This window comes from Pelatocladus sp. BLCC-F211 (assembly GCF_041928655.1).
Lineage (GTDB): Bacteria > Cyanobacteriota > Cyanobacteriia > Cyanobacteriales > Nostocaceae > Pelatocladus.
In genome coordinates, this window is record NZ_JBHFLM010000201.1 from 114,082 (window position 1) to 131,273 (window position 17,192).

The 17,192-nt window shown below is 39.8% G+C and carries 15 protein-coding genes and 2 pseudogenes; 11 read left to right on the forward strand and 6 right to left on the reverse strand.

Annotation, left to right across the window (positions count from 1 at the left end):
* The first annotated feature begins 277 nt into the window (after nucleotides 1-277).
* Nucleotides 278-643, forward strand: coding sequence for a carboxymuconolactone decarboxylase family protein (locus ACE1AT_RS24440; protein ID WP_374873112.1), 366 nt, complete (start codon nucleotides 278-280; stop codon nucleotides 641-643).
* A gap of 56 nt (nucleotides 644-699) precedes the next feature.
* On the opposite strand, the pseudogene ACE1AT_RS24445 reads toward ACE1AT_RS24440, so the two are convergent.
* Nucleotides 700-819: pseudogene (locus ACE1AT_RS24445) on the reverse strand (TauD/TfdA family dioxygenase); the annotation flags it as partial.
* A 1,206-nt stretch (nucleotides 820-2,025) separates the two neighbouring features.
* Here ACE1AT_RS24445 and ACE1AT_RS24450 point away from each other — a divergent pair.
* Together ACE1AT_RS24450 and ACE1AT_RS24455 are read left to right on the forward strand one after the other, a co-directional pair.
* Entirely contained in the window at nucleotides 2,026-2,979 is a 954-nt protein-coding gene (locus tag ACE1AT_RS24450) for a ParM/StbA family protein (protein WP_374873114.1), read from the forward strand.
* A 7-nt stretch (nucleotides 2,980-2,986) separates the two neighbouring features.
* Entirely contained in the window at nucleotides 2,987-3,241 is a 255-nt protein-coding gene (locus tag ACE1AT_RS24455) for a hypothetical protein (protein ID WP_374873116.1), read from the forward strand.
* A 67-nt stretch (nucleotides 3,242-3,308) separates the two neighbouring features.
* Here the strand turns inward: ACE1AT_RS24455 and ACE1AT_RS24460 are convergent, their stop codons facing one another.
* From ACE1AT_RS24460 to ACE1AT_RS24480, 5 genes are all read right to left on the reverse strand, one after another.
* The gene (locus ACE1AT_RS24460) at nucleotides 3,309-4,241 is read right to left on the reverse strand and encodes a ParB/RepB/Spo0J family partition protein (RefSeq protein ID WP_374873118.1); all 933 of its coding nucleotides are present in this window, start codon (nucleotides 4,239-4,241) and stop codon (nucleotides 3,309-3,311) included.
* 59 nt (nucleotides 4,242-4,300) lie between these two features.
* Nucleotides 4,301-5,083 carry a ParA family protein gene (locus ACE1AT_RS24465; RefSeq protein ID WP_374873120.1) on the reverse strand — a complete coding sequence of 261 codons (783 nt, stop codon included), beginning with the start codon at nucleotides 5,081-5,083 and terminating at the stop codon, nucleotides 4,301-4,303.
* 71 nt (nucleotides 5,084-5,154) lie between these two features.
* The gene (locus tag ACE1AT_RS24470; RefSeq protein WP_374873122.1) at nucleotides 5,155-7,335 is read right to left on the reverse strand and encodes an ATP-binding protein; all 2,181 of its coding nucleotides are present in this window, start codon (nucleotides 7,333-7,335) and stop codon (nucleotides 5,155-5,157) included.
* A gap of 397 nt (nucleotides 7,336-7,732) precedes the next feature.
* The gene (locus ACE1AT_RS24475; protein ID WP_374873124.1) at nucleotides 7,733-9,166 is read right to left on the reverse strand and encodes a DUF4157 domain-containing protein; all 1,434 of its coding nucleotides are present in this window, start codon (nucleotides 9,164-9,166) and stop codon (nucleotides 7,733-7,735) included.
* Nucleotides 9,167-9,239: 73 nt separating this feature from the next.
* Nucleotides 9,240-10,694: a DUF4157 domain-containing protein gene (locus ACE1AT_RS24480; RefSeq protein ID WP_374873126.1), complete on the reverse strand. Its 1,455-nt coding sequence runs from the start codon at nucleotides 10,692-10,694 to the stop codon at nucleotides 9,240-9,242.
* Between the two features lie 577 nt (nucleotides 10,695-11,271).
* Here ACE1AT_RS24480 and ACE1AT_RS24485 point away from each other — a divergent pair.
* From ACE1AT_RS24485 to ACE1AT_RS24520, 8 genes and pseudogenes are all read left to right on the forward strand, one after another.
* Nucleotides 11,272-11,850: a DUF4255 domain-containing protein gene (locus ACE1AT_RS24485; protein WP_374873128.1), complete on the forward strand. Its 579-nt coding sequence runs from the start codon at nucleotides 11,272-11,274 to the stop codon at nucleotides 11,848-11,850.
* An 88-nt stretch (nucleotides 11,851-11,938) separates the two neighbouring features.
* Entirely contained in the window at nucleotides 11,939-12,574 is a 636-nt protein-coding gene (locus tag ACE1AT_RS24490; RefSeq protein ID WP_374873130.1) for a carboxypeptidase regulatory-like domain-containing protein, read from the forward strand.
* A 231-nt stretch (nucleotides 12,575-12,805) separates the two neighbouring features.
* Entirely contained in the window at nucleotides 12,806-14,254 is a 1,449-nt protein-coding gene (locus ACE1AT_RS24495; protein ID WP_374873132.1) for a phage tail sheath family protein, read from the forward strand.
* Between the two features lie 131 nt (nucleotides 14,255-14,385).
* Complete coding sequence (locus ACE1AT_RS24500) at nucleotides 14,386-15,504, forward strand: phage tail sheath family protein (protein ID WP_374873134.1); 1,119 nt, start codon at nucleotides 14,386-14,388, stop codon at nucleotides 15,502-15,504.
* 141 nt (nucleotides 15,505-15,645) lie between these two features.
* Complete coding sequence (locus ACE1AT_RS24505; RefSeq protein ID WP_374873136.1) at nucleotides 15,646-16,086, forward strand: phage tail protein; 441 nt, start codon at nucleotides 15,646-15,648, stop codon at nucleotides 16,084-16,086.
* Nucleotides 16,087-16,122: 36 nt separating this feature from the next.
* Nucleotides 16,123-16,485 carry a phage tail assembly protein gene (locus ACE1AT_RS24510; protein WP_374873138.1) on the forward strand — a complete coding sequence of 121 codons (363 nt, stop codon included), beginning with the start codon at nucleotides 16,123-16,125 and terminating at the stop codon, nucleotides 16,483-16,485.
* 17 nt (nucleotides 16,486-16,502) lie between these two features.
* A pseudogene (locus ACE1AT_RS24515) lies at nucleotides 16,503-16,637 on the forward strand (DUF6760 family protein); the annotation flags it as partial.
* Nucleotides 16,638-16,709: 72 nt separating this feature from the next.
* On the forward strand, nucleotides 16,710-17,192 hold the full coding sequence (locus tag ACE1AT_RS24520) for a phage tail protein (RefSeq protein WP_374873140.1): 483 nt from the start codon (nucleotides 16,710-16,712) through the stop codon (nucleotides 17,190-17,192).

The following is a 17,192-nucleotide window of genomic DNA, read 5'->3' on the forward strand; positions in this document are numbered from 1 at the left end:
ACTGGAAATACACCCCGCATTTTTCCAAAAATTTGAAATCCTGCAAAAATCAAGATAGATTATAAATTTTCAATCAAGTTGATCAAGCATTCTTTTATCAAGAATACTCTACACTAGCTACAAAAAATCGATTCATGTCACACATCATAACAATCAAATTTTCGGAATGTGATTTCTCAAAAATGCTATTTCTAAAGACAGATGAAAAATTTGTGAAATTTGATAGTCATGGGAGATAGATAGAAGCAATATATCCTAATTCCATTAGAGGTACGTCATGAGCGAAGCCACTAGCAAATCTTCGTATACTGAGCAGATGAAACACATCCGCAGCTATACCAGCAAATTTTCCAGTGCTCTACCGGATGTGATGAAAAGCTTCTACGCTCTGAGTAAAGCTTCTTCCGCACCTGGCGTACTCGACAGCAAAACAAAAGAATTGATTGCGCTGGCAATCTCCGTAGCAATTCATTGCGATGATTGCATTGCCTTCCATACCCATTCTGCTCTCAAAGCAGGCGCGACGAAAGAAGAAATTCTTGAAACCCTCGGCGTAACGGTGTTTATGGGCGGTGGCCCCGCACTGATGTACACAACCCACGTTATGGAAGCCATCGAGGAATTGCAGCAGAATGATGGTTAATCCGGCTACTGGAGTGACCTGAGGAGATAACAAAGAAGCACGGGCGTTTAAGCAAGATGAACGCGGACAACGGGATGCAAAGTTTCGTACACAGTAGAAGTAAAGACAATTCGGTAAGCTTTGAGTTCTTCAGAAAGGTTGACTGCGGCTTCTGCATAATCGTAGGCGTTGCTGTGTTTGGAAGAAGTTGTTGTGTGAGTGTTTGTGCATAATTCAAGAGTTTGGCTTGGTTGCCTTTAATGCCAACTAAATAATCATTCCCTTGGCTGACATTCACTCTAGAATGAGTCGCACTTACATAACCTCCTAAAGCACAGAACTAAACATCTGCGTATCACTCAGTGTTTCAATAAGACTACTGTTGATACTACAAATTAGTCAAAATACTAGAGGTAGTGGCAGCAATCAAAGTTATAAAGAGCGCTAATTAAGTATAAATACTCTAGCAAAGTTAATTTTTAATAGTAACTTACCTGCTTATAACTACGGAACAAAGTAAATTATAGATTATCAAATTAGATTTGAATTAATTTAAAAATCAAAAATATAAAATTTATTAACTTTACAATATATAAAAATAAAACAAACTAGTAAAATTGCTATGATTTTTTTAGAAAATAATTAATATTTTAATGATATTCTTAAGTTTTTTATTAAGTAAATTATACATGAGATATAAAAATAGTTTTATTATTCCGGTCATGTATAAGCTGAAAATTTGTGCAAAAACAGGTATTAGACGCATATATTTAGATTTTAGCTTTTGACTACTTAGGAGTTGATGTCTGATAAAGGAGTAAAGTTTCTATTACTGTAAATTTCAGCTACTGCAAAAAATATTTATATATTTTATTTGATAGATTGTTTCGTTAATATGATATTTTTTCCTAAAAAGTTATCAGATTAAATTGATAAAATATCAAATAATGCTGGAAAATATCTAGAGACGTATCAAGAAAATATTATTACATTAATATTAGGAAAAAGTTTAAAATTTTCCCTAACAATTTTCAAAAAATTTATTAAATGTATGCCATATGTACCACATATGGTAGTCGTATTTGACATCAAAAAAGTGGGGTCAAACGAAATTGATCAAGTTATTACACACTTGTATCCGAAAAAATCAGCCAAGCACTTTATGTGTTTATTGATGAACAACAATAGCAATCAATTGCTGTAAGTATTGCCAAGTAAGCTTTTTAGGCATTTTTATGTTCTCAAAAATTAGAGGTAAGCTGCTGGAGATTTACAACTTAGTTAACAGTTTTATTGATTTTTCAAATTTTTGAATGGCAGACAAATGGTATACATGTGACATGCTTATGGGGTACACTCATTCTGTAATCCTTTTTACTCCCACACTTCAGGATAGGTCAGATATGGTACGTCCGAAACAGAATTTTAAGATAGCTTTAGATTTAGCCAACTCCAGCATTAAAATAGCCACTCTTGACTACGAAGATCGCATAGAGAGTTACATCGATACTCAATGCAGTCCATCAGATAGCTTAGGCAATGTCGTGATTAAAGATAGGACTCTTAACAATACAGAAGTATTCTGTGTAGGGTATGGTGCAGCAAAATCTCCAACTGGACGAGCGACAGTCATGGATAAAAGCGCCAAGATCAAAGAGATTCAGAAACTGTATTTAGGTGCTTTGGCGCACTATCCTCAACTTCCGAGTGTGATGAAAAATTATATAGTAGTGTCCTCTCATGCTTGGCAGTCTCATAAGGAAGAAATCAAGGGGAAGTTAGAGGGTTGCTTAAATTTGTGCCTCGCAGGTAAAGATGTGGAATTATCAACAGAAGTACTTTTAGTAGTACCAGAAGGATTCGGTGCAATAGTAGACTACAGCGAAGAAAGAATAGCGACCCTCGATTTTGGAGCAGGAACAACTCTACTGACTCCTTATATTCGCAAGCGTCCGCAAGAGACATTAGTTTCTAATATAGGAGTCAATCAACTGTACCTAATGATCACTTCAGCGATGAAAGGTAAGAATTACGGTTACACAGGTGATGTGCGAAAAATCCGTGAACAAATAGAACTAGGTTCTTTTTATATGGAGGGGTGCAATATCAAAGAAATATATCAGCAATGCCTAGTGCAGTGGTGGAATGAAAATCTCAAAGAACACAGTTATGAAGCTGTGAGATTGACAAAATCTGGTTACAGGGTAATTTGTATTGGAGGTGGTGTAGCCCTACCAGGTTTTTCAAAAGTGCTGACATCTAAGGGATTAGAAGTGGTGAGCGATCGCCCAGAGATGGCTTCTGTGCGAGGGATGTTCAAGTTGGCGATGCAGCAAGCAGCGAAAAAAGGAGTATAGATAGATAATGAGCGATTCACCAAAGTGGGAAAAAGCAAGGATTAGAACCAGAGAAGCTGAAATAGTTCGAGCAGTAGCAGCAGAGAGAGGAGAAAAATTTATTGATGCACTTTACCACATGATTAATTTTTATTGGGATTACAAAAGAGGTTTACTACCACATACTCCGTTCACCTCGAAAGCACCTGTGGCGACAGTTGAGCAGACATCAACACCACAAGATGAAACAACAATAGAAGTTGATCTTGATATGTTTACGTGAACTGAAAAGGTGTGTATCTAAGGTAATGCAGTCAATGATTTCCTCTGCGTGCTGGTGTGTATGCACTTCATGTAGTTCCCTTTGCTAATTGTTGAAGTTCAGCAAGCAGTTGCTGTAGTCGCTGACGTTTTTCCGGTTCTGACCAAATTGTGGATGATTTCAATGTTTTAGAAACTTGATTGAATTGTTGTTTTAAAGCAGCGATTTCTTCTGACTGTATTGGTTGAGTGTGATCATGAATAGCTGCACGAATTTGACTCAGTGACCATTGTTCCGCAATTGCCTGGTTCAAAAGTTGATCTAGCAGAACAGGGTCTTTAATTCGTGCCAGCGCTCTCGCTTTTGTGTACTCAATTTTTCCTGCCCGAAGTGCTTCTAAAATTGAGTTTGGCAGGTTTAGTAAAGGTAAACGATGACTTGCAAAGGATTCCCAACTAATCTTGGCAACTAAAGCAAAGACGGACTCTACTACTAAGAGTGTTGACTCATTTCCGACAACGTTGTCAGAACCCCGTTTTGCCAAACGATGTAGTAACTGAGGAATTTCAGTAGAAGGAACATCCAATTTAGTAGCCAAAAGTGCAATAATTCCTTCTGTTTCTTCAATGGGATTGAGATCCTCTCGCTGCAAATTTTCAATGAGTGCTAGTTCCATTGCCTGCAATTGAGTCATTTCCCGAATTACTACAGGAACTTCACTAACCCCAACTTCTTGTGCTGCTCGATAACGGCGTTCTCCTGCTACTAACTCGTAGTACTCATCTGAAATAGGGCGAACTAGTAATGGTTCCAGAATACCATGTACTCTGATCGACTCAGCTAATTGCTGTAATTTTTGAGGATCGAAGTAGCGACGGGGTTGTTGAGCAGATAGTTGAATCCTGGATATATTAATGACCATAGAATTTTCAACATCTGCTTTAGTTAGTTCTGTTGAGCTAAAAATGCTCTTTGTGGAGCTACCTTTGAAGGGATTGTTACCGAGACCTCTTTTAGACATAAAAACTTACAAATCCTGGATATTTTTCCGACAACGTTGTTGGAATGAAATTATGCAACCTAGAGACGCTGAAGTAATTCATTCATTAAATCTCTGTATGCTCTTGCTCCTGTACCTTTTGGATCGTGTTCAAAAATAGAGACTCCAAAGCTGGGAGATTCGGAAATGCGTACAGTTGTGGGAATAATTGTTTTGAACATACGTTCTTGAAAATACTCTTGCAAATATGTCAATACATCTTTGCTGATCTTCTGCCGTCCGTCAAATTTAGTGGCGAGTACACCCAAGACATTTACTTCATGATCTAAAAAATTTTTAACCAGATTAAAGGCGTATTCAACTCCCTGAACTCCTAGTAACCCAACATAGCTCATATCAACAGGAACAATAACGCCATCACTTGCCTTGAGTGCATTAATTGAGAACACTCCTATATTAGGTGGACAATCAATCAGTATGAAGTCATATTCACTATCAATTTCACTCAGGGTTCGCTTTAGTAAATTTTCTCGTCCAGGCAATCCTGAAATTTGCAGTTCCTCAACAGCAAGCAATATATTGGATGGCAAAACATCAACTTGATGGGAACATTCCTTGATGATCGCTTGCTTAAGGCGTTGCTTTCGCTCGCTGAGAGAATCACTCTGAAGAACATCCTTCAATTGAGTCTCCAATTTCCAAATTTCAATGCCAAGAGAAGCACTTGAAGTTCCTTGGGGATCGATATCCACTAACAAAACTTTTTTGTGCTTAAATCGGGAGATTCCATCTGCCAGGTTTGTTGCAGTAGCAGATTTGCCAACTCCTCCCTTCATATTAAAAATTGCAATTTTGTAAGCCATGATGCTATTTACAGCAACTAAATGTTTTGGATTGTGTTACAAAAATTTTTTAAAGTAAAGATAAACTCGTATTATCGCAAATCCACATATTGACCTAAATCTTTATCCCTAAGAATCTGTCCCATTTTATGATATTCCCGACGTATTGCTCGGATCAAATGTACCATCTCAATTACTCCATTATCGACTGCTGCTAAAAAAGCTGCTGTCAGCGCAATATTGCGAATATTAGCACCTGTAATATCAAAATTCTGTGCCAGAAACTCTAAATCTAGATGGGGGTTACAAGGTGCATGTTTTGGAAAAATTCCTTGCCAAATCAGATGACGGCTCTTTGCATCCGGTAGGGCAAACTCGATAATAAATCGGAGTCGCCGCTCAAAAGCTTCATCTATATTAATACGTAGATTAGTAGTTAAAATAGCAACACCCTCATATTCCTCCATTTTTTGCAACAGATAACCCACTTCGATATTGGCATAGCGATCGCGAGCATCTTGCACCTCAGAACGTTTGCCAAACAAAGCATCTGCTTCATCAAAAAAGAGGATGGCATTAGAATTAGTTGCGGCGGTAAAAATTCGGTTGAGATTCTTTTCTGTCTCACCGATATATTTACTGACTATTTGCGACAAATCAATTTTATAAAGGTCTAATTGTAGTTGATGAGCAATTACCTCCGCAGCCATCGTTTTACCTGTACCAGGAGAACCAGAAAATAGAACATTTAGACCTTTTCCTAAAGATAGCTTATCTGCAAAACCCCATTTTTTATGGACTAAATCTCGGTATTCTGCTTCTTTGCAAATCTCTTGTAGTTGCGTCAGTTGATTGGGATGCAATACAATGTCGTCCCAGGTATATTTCGGCTCAATTTTACGGGCGAGGGTTGCTAAGTCGTGACCGGATTGGGCGCGAGCTGCGCTACATAAATTAACAAATGAGGGTAGTGGTTTTGCTGTTTTGCGGTGGCTGTTGTTTTTAGTTGAGCCGATTTGTTGCCAACGGCCGGTATTATAGGCAGTGGCGACAGCATCAGCAATTTGATCTGGGGTGAGAAGAAAGCGATCGCTCAACACATCTAACTCTGAATCTTCAAGGTTAATCTGGGCTGCTTTGAGGTGAGTTTGCCAATATTCTCTACGTTGGCTAGACTCAGGAATCAAAAAAGGAACTGTAATTAAGCCGGTTATTCCTGTGGCTGTGGGTATCCAATTTTGCACACCTGCGAGGATAGTAATACCTCGATTTTTTTCGAGTTCTGTGAGCAAAGATTGATAGGGAATTTGATTTTCTGGGAGGTAGAGAATATCGAAGTTATCCAGATACAGCAAACGCTGAAAAAACCAGGCTTCTCGTGCCAAAATTTGCAGTTTTTCCTCAAAATTGGCTTTCTCCTCTACCATCTTTGCTAAATCAGCGATTAACAAAGGCACTTCCAGAGTTTTAGCGAGAATTTGGGCTGTGCAGCGTTTACCAGTGCGATGGCGACAGCCACTCCCTGCGGGAGTATCAGTTCCTTGAAAATAGAGGAGTAGGGGTTGTTGTTTTTGCCAATCTTCGATCACTAAGGCTTCTAGAGAAGTTTGGACATCTGCCTTTAAATACAAAGTATCGGAAAATAGCTTTGGCTCTAGTAGCTGACAACAAGAAGTCAGTCGGGAATCTAACCCTGGTTGATGCAAGAGTAACTTAACCACTTGGGGGTCGAGTATCAGACGATGAGAAAGAAGTGTCGGATGCTGCTGATGCGGTTCTGGATACAGATGCAGCAGACAATGGTAAATGAGGGGTGCGTTGCTAGCAAAATGCTTGCGTCGTGATAGTTTTTCGGGAATGCTAGCACAGAGCAAGTTCAAGACCATATCTACTGTAGGTCTTTTGTTGCTCATATCATCTTGGAGATAGGCATAAACCTTTTCATAATAACGATCTAATTCTGGTGCGAGAGCGATCGCTAGTATATCCAAGTCAAAATCCGATAAACTAAAAGTTCTTTGTAACCATGCTACAAGGGAATCTGAGCGAATTTGTATCGATGTTGGCTCTGATGATATCTCGGTTGTTTGCAACCATGACACTCCCAGTTCTCCCTCTGCTTTCTGCTGTGTTTGCAGAACCGAAATAGCTTGTTTGATCAGCCAATCTAGTCGCAGCAAGAGAGGTTGCAAGCCATTTAAATCGGGAGTAATTTCTACTGCTTGGGAGATGGGTTTGGTAAATATTTTAGCTCCTGCTACTGTTGAATCCACTGGATATTCCTTGGGTGAGCAGTTATTTTATATGGAAATGAAACAAAGCTTGTGAGCGATCGCACTTTTTTTATTTTAGAAATCAGGCGATCGCTTCAAATAAATTCTTTGGTTAATTATCTGAACATCTTCAGCCAATCAAAAATCCTATTTGCTGTTAACTCTAAAGGTTTTAGTTGGTGTAGGTTGGGTTAAGCACAGCGCAACCCAACATGAATCTCGGAAACCCAACTCATCCTGACAATGTTGGGTCTCGTAAACTCGACCCAACCTACAAAATCTAACGCATCATTTTAGTCGTGTCAGTCCAATAGATTGGGTTAACGCAAGGAAACCCAACTCATCCTGATGATGTTGAAAATCTACTACTTATGAGTTATTGAATTCTAGTCATCAATTAATAGTTTCGTCTTCTGCGGGCTGTATTGCCCGATGCTGTGACCTGTGAGAATTTTGAATCATATACCTGCCGTTCTTGGTACCTTTGTCTAAATACGTCGAGGATATCCAACCACCCTAAATCTTTGTAGATCGCATAGATATCTACCTCATTAAGACTCCATTGTGGATTTGCGGCAACCTCTGTAGAGGTTGCGAACAATTCAGTTCCCCCACTTAAATATCCTCCAATCATATGTTGAAACATATGAATCCATTCTTCCAGGGCTACGGGTAAAACTTTCATCGCCATGTAGTTATTATTCTCAGGTGTTATTGCTTGCGAGATGTCATTATTAGGCAGGAGCGCGACATCGGGCAAATTCAACTTTTTGTCGTTGACAAAATACATTCCTTTATCTACACCCAATTCTACTTCTACATTGATTTTTTCATTACTTAACCCGGTTATGTCAATGTACTTACTTCTGAGATTGATTGTATGATTGAAGCGGTCTGCCATTGCACGACTATATAAAAGATTATATGCTTGTTGCCACCTGCTATTTTCTATGTGACCGATGATGTCTAATATATGAGTGGCAAGCCTGCTCACCTTTACATCTTGTGATGTTCTGTAGTGATTTAACCTATTTATTATAGGGTTTCGTTGGATGACCGATGAATCTTGATTTTTCGCCTTGAGATTGAGAGTACCTCCCTGATTCTCTGTGGATAGATAATTTAAATTCCTTTTTTCATGATGCAAATTAATAGGGTTAGACTCGATTGATTTAACTGATAGTTCCGCCTTTGCCCCCATTACATCTGCTTCTGTTTCTAATCCCTCATCATCATTAATCTGTACTTCTTTCATCTGCATTGTGGGTTTTACCCTTCCCTGCATCTGCTGGACAACGTGCCAAGCTTCATGGGGTAAATGTTCATCTTGTCCGGGGGCTACATGAATATCCGTCCCCTGAGTGTAAGCTAATGCCTGTACTTGGGCAGGTTTCGGCGAATTATAATGAACTCTGACATCATCAAGGGAATATCCTGATAGATTTTCTACTCCTGCTTTGAGATTATCGGGCAAACCGGTTTTGTTGGGTCGCAGTTCCACTGATGACTCTGGGAGATCAACCGTTGTGTCACCTTTCGCTTGTATGGTTTCTCCCCCATGACCAGCATCAGCCCAAAGTTGCGCGGATATCCCCTGAAATTGTGGAACCCAAGGGGTTTTCTTTCCCGCCAAAATCTCTCGTGTTGACCTTGTACCGATCGCACTCTCTAACTGTTGTCTCTCATCCCCATTAACGGTATTTGGGTCTTGTTGCACTCTTTGTACTACCGCAGATAATGACCCATAAGTTGGACTGGTTGCCATGTCCTGACTTTTTGGCGTTGACCGTAGCGGGGGTGAAGCCTTTTGAGATATTTGCTTTCGGTACATATCATCTCCTACATCTGGCTAACAATAATTGAATGAAAAACGGTGCTTAACTATACTTAACTATTTATGTTGGTTATGAGTCTTCGTCGCTAGAGTAGTTTAAGGATTTCAAAGAGTCTAATATCAAGTCTGTCGTTTCTCCCATTGTTTCACTCCTCGGAGAGGGGGGAATGCGGTCGTAAGACCATCTTGCTTTTTTTCCTTTCTTTGGATTTGGTTCACGAAATTTAAAATATTCCTTATCTCGTGGATCATACGCACTTTTCCTGAGTTTCTTGCGATTATATTTAGTGGGATTGTTAATGTAATCTTTGATATATTTATCAAGTCCAGCACCTTTGCCCATATTCTCGTCGCCCGGACCCAACCACACATTGTCGGGGTGATTAAAAAAGTCCTTTGACATATCCTCAAGGTTGTGACCATATTTGTAAGCATCCTTAAACATGTCTCTATCCCAAGTTTGCCACTCGGAAGGTAAGAAACACCTCTCCTGAAGTTTTTGCATATCTTTTCTAGTCCCCTTGCGAAGGATTGCATTCACTCCTTCTCGCCAGAGAGACCATGCTAGTTTATGTCGCCTATGAATTGTTGGAAGTTGGAAGGAAACTCCATCATCTTGGGAAAACTTCACGATGTATTCCTCCCCATTTTTATCAGCATCGCGGTGAATATCTTTTTTTAGTTCAGTTGTGAAGTCAGGACGACCAGTTATTTGATATACTTTACCTTTCTTCACGATTCTCAATGTGCTTCGCTGGATAACGTCTTTGCTTCTGTTACTGGGAGTTAGAAATAATTGTTTGGGATGAATAGGAGATACTTCTTTAGCTTCTGCTGAATTCAATCGAAGGTCATTAGCCGTACTTTTTGACTGATATTCCTCTCGCTCTGCTTTCTCTCCCATCACATCCGCTTCCCGCTCAAGCCTTGCATCATCATTAATTCCCACTTCCTTCATCTGTATCGTCGGCTTTACCCTTCCCTGCATCTGCTGGACAACGTGCCAAGCTTCATGGGGGAGATGCTTTTCTTGTCCTGGCGCAACATGAATATCTGTCCCTTGGGTATAAGCTAACGCTTGTAATTCAGGGGGTTTAGAGGAATTGTAGTGAACCTTCACATCATCCATCGCCATCCCAGAAAGATTTTCTATCCCGGCTTTGAGCTGATCTGGTAGTCCGGTCTTGTTTTCTGGTTGCACTTCGGACGCACCAACATCATCCTTTCCCTTCGCCTGAATAGGTTCGCCAACTTGCCCAGCATCACCCCAAAGCTGCGCGGATATCCCCTGAAATTGTGGAACCCACGGGGTTTTCTTTCCCGCCAAAATCTCTCGTATTGACCTTGTACCGATCGCACTCTCTAATTGCTGTCTCTCATCCCCATTAACGGTATTTGGGTCTTGTTGCACTCTCTGCACTACCGCAGATAATGACCCATAAGTTGGACTGGTTGCCATGTCCTGACTTTTTGGCGTTGACCGTCGCGGGGGTGAAGCCTTTTGAGATATCTGCTTGCGGTACATGTCATCTCCTGAGTTTGGCTAGGGGTAATTGAATGGAATGAAAAACAATACTTAACTATTACTTAATTATTTCTGTTGAATATAAATTCACTCTCTCTATATTTAGAGAGTTATTTAGTTATTTAGTATTTATTACAAATAGTCACAATATTTATTGACAATACTTAATGAAATTTTTGTTTACTAAGATACTAACCTAACTGTATGATTCTGAATTATAGCAGTCTTAAATTCTTTGCGAACAACAATATATCCGACTTTGATAATAAGTCGGGTATATAGAGCTTGCAATTTTTCAAAAATCAAATGGAATTGCGATAGGATTCCTATTTAATTTCTGAAAAAACTCAGTACAGTTTTTGTTCCCTGTTCCCTGTTCCCTGACTCAAAGAATAATTTAATAAATCAAATTGGATTTCTATATATTAGGATTCTTATTTGGTTTTTGTTGATGTAGCCTGCGTTCTGTGCTTAAGAAATCAGTACGCTTCAAAGAGCTTTTTTGACTGTTGCCTGTTCCCCGTTAAGAGTTCTCTATTTCATGAATGAATTTAATTTTGTTCAACCACTTTAGATTATGTTAGATGCTCTAGACCATACCTTAGAATTGCTATTGAAACGAGAACTTCCACCTGATGTTCCTTCAACAGACACGGAGGTTTTTATCAGTTTTGATACGCCTTATCAAGGAGCAATTAAAAGAAAGCCAGCTATCAATTTCTTTCTTTATGACGTACAGGAAAATCTAGAGTTACGCAACAGTGCATGGTCAGTGGAGCGCCAAAGTAGTGGTAAAGCAATGAAAAAACGTCCCCCGGCGAGGGTGGATTGTTCATATCTAATTACTGCTTGGCCACAAAATGAAGATGATATCCAGACAGAACACCAACTTTTAGGAGCAGTAATAAAGGTGTTACTGCGCTATCGGAAATTACCCGAAACCTTTCTTGCAAATAATTTTGAAGGTCAAGAACTCCCGTTAAGATTAACTAGTTTGCGTCCTAGTAACTTACAAAGTTTTGGGGAATTTTGGCAAGCAATGGGGGGAAAGGAAGGGACTAGACCCAAGGTCGTATTGCATTGTACTGTTACTATTTCCGTTCCTGTGGATGAAGCAGGAGAAGAAGCGGGATTAGTAGGAGTTTTGAGGCAATAGGCAATAGGCAATAGGCAATAGAGAAATAGAGAAACAATCTGTGTAATTAATTTCTGTGTGGGTGCTTAAATTCATGAGGGGAGCGACTATGCTCAAAATGAGTGTATCTAACCAACAAATAGCGATCGCAGGTAAAGTTCTGGAAGGGGAAAGCGAAAAAACAATCTCTGGCGCGATAGTCGAAATTATTGCAATGCCAGAAAAATTTAAAACTCAATTATCTCTGAAAGCACTTCAATACGGTTCGCAATGGGAAAGAATGTTAGAGCGACCTGATCGGAAAATTACAACCAGCGATGGTGATTTTCACTTTATCAATTTACCTCCAGGAGAATATCTTCTAGAAACATTTTTACCAACAAGTGCAACTCGATATAAAAATGGCAGAAAAACAGTAACAGTTTCTGCTGTTGATGGTAAAATCTTAACTACGATGACAGAAATTGTTCTTTTACCAACTGGAATTAAAGGCAAAATCACCGATGCAGATGAGCCAAATAAAGCAATTATTAATGCTAAAGTACAGATCCAAGGCAGTCGAGATAGTACCTTAAGCGATCAAAAAGGTAATTATCGCTTACTAGGTTTAGAATCTTCCAAATCAGGTGAACACACCGTAACTCTAACTGTCTCTGCGATAGGCTATCAACAAGTTTCTCAATCAGTCGTTATTCAACTCGGGGAAGTAATTGCCGAGCAAAATTTTTCTCTTAAACATAAATAAGTTAAGTAGGTAAGCACAAATCAAGCTAACTGGTTAGGGTCGTCATTTGTTATTTGTCATTTGTCATTTGTAAGCGTTGCAGTAATTTTATATTTCTTAACTAGTTATGTTTATTTCCGCTTACTTACCTAAACAGAATTAATCACACATATTATTCCCCTATCCCCTATTCCCTATCCCCTATTCCCTATTCCCTATCCCCTTTTTCTAATAAATCAAGGAGTAAATCAAATGCCAACTTATCTCTCTCCAGGTGTTTACGTCGAAGAAATAGCTTCCGGTTCTGCTCCAATAGTAGGAGTTGGAACCAGTATTGCTGCTTTTATTGGCACGATAAAAGCCAATGCTTGGTCATCAAACAACACCACTAATGCAGCATCAATTAGGTCTGTAGGAAGCTCTACAAATCCTGTTAGTATTGGTGACGGCAAAGGTGGTAATCAAAAAAATTATCCATTGTTGTCGGGAGATTATCCAGTAGTTACCACAGCAGGAACTTATGGGTTTTTTGTTGATGGGAATCCTGTTAATTTAGATGATGTAAACCCGATTACAAATAATGATACAGACAAGTCTGCAACAGTAAAGTTTAAAGATGCGGTAACTTCAGGAGCAAAAATTACCGGATATTATCAAGTTCAAATACCAGCAACACCAATTCCAAGTGATCCTAATATTGCTAAAGAAGGGGAAATTAAACTCTGTACAAACTTTAGTGAATTTAAGAAATTCTTTGGTGACTTTTTGTCTCCTAGTGGCGATACTCAAGGACAAAACACTTTAGCTCATGCAGTTTACGGCTTTTTCAGAAATGGTGGCACTCGTTGTTATGTCACCTGGATCACTGGAGAAAATAAGATTGCCGGCGTTTTAGATGCTTTTGAAGCTATTGACGAAATTACTATTGTCGTTGCGCCAGGAAATTTAGATTTGATGGATGATATCAAAGATCATTGTGAAAAGATGGGCGATCGCATTGCGATTCTCGATAGTCCAGATACCATAGATTTGAGCAAGGCTGAAGATGTAAATAAACTTAAACCCTTCTATTCTGCTTATGCAGCTTTGTATTTCCCCTGGATTCAAGTTTTCGACCCTGCCAGCAATAGTAATATTTATATTCCACCCAGTGGTCATATTGCTGGAGTTTATGCACGGGTTGATGGACAAAGAGGAGTACACAAAGCCCCTGGCAATGAAACGATATTGGGAGCTTTAGATTTAAAATATAATCTCAGCAAAACCAAACAAGATGGACTCAATCCGGACGGAATTAACTGCATTCGCAAGTTAAACGGTAATATCCGCGTTTGGGGTGCGCGTACCTTGGGTGGAGATGCAAATACAGAGTTTAAGTACGTAAATATTCGGCGTCACTTTAGTTACCTGCGAGACTCCATTGACAAAGGAACTCAATGGACGGTTTTTGAACCCAATACCCCCGAACTCTGGGCAAAAATCCGCCGCAATATCAGTGCTTTTTTGATGATGGAATGGCGCAAAGGTGCATTATTTGGCACAACGCCCCAAGAAGCTTTTTATGTGAAATGCGATGAAGAAAACAACCCCCCAGAAGTCCGGGATTTAGGCCAAGTCGTCACAGAAATTGGTCTAGCAGTGGTTAAACCTGCGGAATTCGTGATTTTCCGTCTCAGTCAATGGGCTGGTTCGGGGAAATAGGCAATAGGCAATAGGCAATAGGCAATAGGCAATAGGCAATAGGTAATAGGCAATAGGTAATGACTCTTGACCCTTGACCCTTGACCAATGACAGTCTTAACTAGTTAGCTCTATTTTTTTCTGTGAATCTTATGCCGACTTTAGAGCCAAAAATACCAGGTATCTCTCTCAACCATATTGTTCCGACCCCAGAGCCTGAACTGTTGACAGGTGTTCCGGTTTTCTTTGGCTTGGCATCGGTAAAATCAGGTGCGAAGGAAGCAAAAAAGCTAACATTGGTGACTCATTTTGACCAATATTTTCATCAAGCACAGGGATATCTGCGAGATGCAATCACAGGGTTTTTTGAAAACGGAGGTCGTCTTTGTTATGTCATCGCTTTAGCAGATAATACTCTTGATGCTCTGCGACAGGGGTTAGAAACAAGCGAAGTCCTAGAAAATATCGATTTGGTTTGTGTTCCCGATATCATGCTGCTTGGTGCAGATATTGAAATTATTCAAATGCAACAAGCTATTTTAGAGCATTGCGAGCAGATGAGCGATCGCTTTGCCATTCTGGATGCATTGAATGTAACTGATGTCACACACCTACAGCAACAACGACAGGGGCTTTCTAGCCACAACGGAGCATTATATGCACCTTGGCTAAAAGTAGAACATCGTTCCGATCCGATTCCTCCCTGCGGTCATATTGCTGGAATTTACGCCCTTTGTGACCAAACTGTCGGATTTCATGCTCCTCCTGCTAATTTTGAACTGCAAGGAGTTTTGGATTTGAGTCTTCACCTCACAACTACAGAGCGAGAAGAATTGCTCAATACGAAAATCGGATCGACGGTCAACTGTATCTGTAGCTTCCGAGGGCGAGGAATGCGAGTCTGGGGAGTGCGTACTCTCAGTCCCTTAACTGAATGGCAATATGTTAATGTGCGTCGCTTATTTCTAACTTTTGGACGCTGGGCAAATCGTAACCTGGCCAATACTGTATTTGAACCCAATGCTTTCCCTTTATGGGTGCGACTGCAAAGGGAATTGAGCGTTTATTGTGAATCTTTGTGGCGACAAGGTGCTATCCAAGGTAGTGTACCCCAAGAGGCATTTTACGTTAGATGTGATGCCCAAACTAACCCTCCTGAAAATCGAGAGATGGGACAGGTAGTCGCAGAAGTAGGATTAGCCCCTACTATTCCGGGAGAATTTATCCAACTTTTACTTGTTCAAAGTAGTAGCGGAATTACACTCAAATAGGGAATAGGGAATAGGGAACAGGCAATAGGCAATAGGAAATAGGAAAAGATGGGTAAGAAAGGAGGTAGATATGTGTTGAATTTTTCAAAAATCAAATAGGAGTTCCATAATTGATAACTGATAACTGAAGGAGATAATTTTATGCCAACAATTTCTAATCCCCACGACCCCTATAGCGGTTATAATTTCTGGGTTGAGTGGGATGGTATTGTTCACGCTGGGTTTCGTGAATGCAATGGTTTAACAGCGACTCGGAAGGCGGGAACTTATAGAGAAGGAACAGATAAAGCTTTAAGTCAGCGTCAAATTCCCGGACTTAATAGTTATGGCAACATTACCCTAAAACGGGGAATTACTGACAATAAAGAACTGTGGGAATGGCACAAAAAATTACAAAATGGAGAAACAGATCGCCGCAACCTTTCGATTATTTTGGCAGATGATAAAGGAGAAGAAAAAATTCGGTGGAATTTAGAAAACTGCTGGCCTACGACTTGGAATGCTCCAGACTTTAATGCTACCTCTGACGAAGTGGCGATCGAAACCCTGGAACTAGTTCATGAAGGTATTACTGTTGGTTAATATTTCCTTTGAGCAATATTTCTTTTGATTACAATCATGCAGCAAACTGAATTTCCTTTTATATTGCCCCAAGGATATCTGGATTCAGAAGGTAATACCCACCGTGAAGGCATTATGCGGCTTTCAACTGCTTATGATGAAATTGCGCCAATGCGAGATCCAAGGGTGCAGAAGAATCCAGGTTATTTGGTGATTATTCTCTTAGCACGGACAATCGTCAAACTTGGAACTTTAGATCAAATTAATACCAAGATTATTGAGGGGTTATTTTCAGGAGATTTAGTTTATTTACAAGATTTTTATCAAAGAATTAACCAAAACGGTCACAGTCGTTTTCGGGTAGCTTGTCCCCACTGTCAGGGAGAGTTTGAAGTAGAAACTATTCCGGTGGGGGAGTAGTTTGCTACCCCTCAGAACGACTCTTGGAGGAGGTAGCTTATCTTGCGTACCATTTTCACTGGTCTTACGAACAGATTATGACAATGGAACACCGAGAACGTCAGCAGTGGGTGACACAGGTAGCACAAATTAATCAGCGACTCAACGATTAAAAAAATCTTGACTTTTGTACAGACGCGATTAATCGCGTCTACAGACTCTTGAATTCCAAATGAGACGAAAAAATGAATCCCCTACTTATCGGACTTAATGCAGCTTTAGCGGCAGGTTCAACCCTAAGTTTAGTAGGACACGATCCCTACATGGCTTACAATTTTGCTGTCGAAATAGGGGGAGTTGTCGTTGGTGGTTTTAGCGAAGTTAGCGGCTTAAGTAGTGAAATTGAATTGGAACCCTATGAAGAAGGAGGTTTAAATGGTTATGTTCATAAATTCCCCAAACATACTACCTATCCAAATTTGGTTTTGAGCCGGGGATTAGTCAATATTGATCTGTTTTATATCTGGTATCAAGCAACTAGCCAAGGGCTGATTCAACAGTTAAATGGTACGATTCTCTTACTTAATGATCAGCAAATTCCCATGATGTGGTGGACATTTCAAAATGCATATCCCGTCAAATGGGAAGGACCACGTTTTAACGCTAGTAGCGACGAAATTGCTGTGGAACGAATTGAGCTGGTACATCAAGGAATTTCTAAGTTGTAA

What these genes read in the sequence shown, in the direction of transcription:
- ACE1AT_RS24440 (WP_374873112.1), top strand. Translation starts at nt 278, where the DNA reads ATGAGCGAAGCCACTAGCAAATCTTCGTATACTGAGCAGATGAAACAC.
- ACE1AT_RS24450 (WP_374873114.1), top strand. Translation starts at nt 2,026, where the DNA reads ATGGTACGTCCGAAACAGAATTTTAAGATAGCTTTAGATTTAGCCAAC.
- ACE1AT_RS24455 (WP_374873116.1), top strand. Translation starts at nt 2,987, where the DNA reads ATGAGCGATTCACCAAAGTGGGAAAAAGCAAGGATTAGAACCAGAGAA.
- ACE1AT_RS24460 (WP_374873118.1), bottom strand. Translation starts at nt 4,241, where the DNA reads ATGTCTAAAAGAGGTCTCGGTAACAATCCCTTCAAAGGTAGCTCCACA.
- ACE1AT_RS24465 (WP_374873120.1), bottom strand. Translation starts at nt 5,083, where the DNA reads ATGGCTTACAAAATTGCAATTTTTAATATGAAGGGAGGAGTTGGCAAA.
- ACE1AT_RS24475 (WP_374873124.1), bottom strand. Translation starts at nt 9,166, where the DNA reads ATGTACCGAAAGCAAATATCTCAAAAGGCTTCACCCCCGCTACGGTCA.
- ACE1AT_RS24480 (WP_374873126.1), bottom strand. Translation starts at nt 10,694, where the DNA reads ATGTACCGCAAGCAGATATCTCAAAAGGCTTCACCCCCGCGACGGTCA.
- ACE1AT_RS24485 (WP_374873128.1), top strand. Translation starts at nt 11,272, where the DNA reads ATGTTAGATGCTCTAGACCATACCTTAGAATTGCTATTGAAACGAGAA.
- ACE1AT_RS24490 (WP_374873130.1), top strand. Translation starts at nt 11,939, where the DNA reads ATGCTCAAAATGAGTGTATCTAACCAACAAATAGCGATCGCAGGTAAA.
- ACE1AT_RS24495 (WP_374873132.1), top strand. Translation starts at nt 12,806, where the DNA reads ATGCCAACTTATCTCTCTCCAGGTGTTTACGTCGAAGAAATAGCTTCC.
- ACE1AT_RS24500 (WP_374873134.1), top strand. Translation starts at nt 14,386, where the DNA reads ATGCCGACTTTAGAGCCAAAAATACCAGGTATCTCTCTCAACCATATT.
- ACE1AT_RS24505 (WP_374873136.1), top strand. Translation starts at nt 15,646, where the DNA reads ATGCCAACAATTTCTAATCCCCACGACCCCTATAGCGGTTATAATTTC.
- ACE1AT_RS24510 (WP_374873138.1), top strand. Translation starts at nt 16,123, where the DNA reads ATGCAGCAAACTGAATTTCCTTTTATATTGCCCCAAGGATATCTGGAT.
- ACE1AT_RS24520 (WP_374873140.1), top strand. Translation starts at nt 16,710, where the DNA reads ATGAATCCCCTACTTATCGGACTTAATGCAGCTTTAGCGGCAGGTTCA.